We start from the raw sequence: 652 nt of genomic DNA, 5'->3' as shown, positions 1-652 counted from the left end.
CATAGGTCGTGCGCAGTATTTCATGGCGCTGCACCACCAGTTGCAGTGCCTGCTGCAGCAGCGCCACATTCAACTCGCCCCGCAGTTCGAGCGCCATCGGCATATGATATTGCACGCTGGCACCATCACCCATCTGGTCGATCAGCCACAGGCGTTGCTGGCCATGCGACAACGGCGCCCGTCCGGGTCCGCGATGCACGATCGGCTGCGCCTCCGCTGGCCCGGCCTGCTCGATGCGCAGTGCCAGCGCCGCCAGCGTCTGCGCCTCGAACACGGCAGTGATCGGCAAGGCCGCCTGACGCTCCTGGCGCACCTTGGCGATCACGCGCATGGCCAGCAACGAGTGCCCGCCCAAGGCAAAGAAATTGTCCGCCGCCGACACCGGCCGGCCTGGCTTGAGCAAACTGCTCCACACATCCGCCAGCCATAATTCGCATGCCGTTGCCGGCGCCACGAAAGCCTGTTCGGCCGCTATCGTCGGCGCCGGCAGCGCCTTCCGATCGATCTTGCCGTTTGACGTGACGGGCAAGGCCGCAAGGCACATCAGCGCCGTGGGCACCATATAGTCCGGCAGCGTGCTGGCCAACTGGGCACGCACCGCATCGGCCGACCATGCCATTGGCTCGGCCACGACATACGCCGCCAGGCGCTT

General features: G+C 66.1%; 1 protein-coding gene. It reads right to left on the bottom strand.

What is annotated here, in order from left to right:
- Positions 1–652: phosphopantetheine-binding protein (locus SJI03_RS28795; protein WP_322429457.1), on the bottom strand; the 652-nt coding region annotated here is incomplete at both ends.

The organism is Janthinobacterium sp. GMG1 (genome assembly GCF_034427795.1).
In the GTDB taxonomy this organism is placed as follows: Bacteria; Pseudomonadota; Gammaproteobacteria; order Burkholderiales; family Burkholderiaceae_D; genus Janthinobacterium.
Note: the sequence above shows the minus strand (reverse complement) of the source record. Positions and strands in the feature narration are given on the sequence as shown.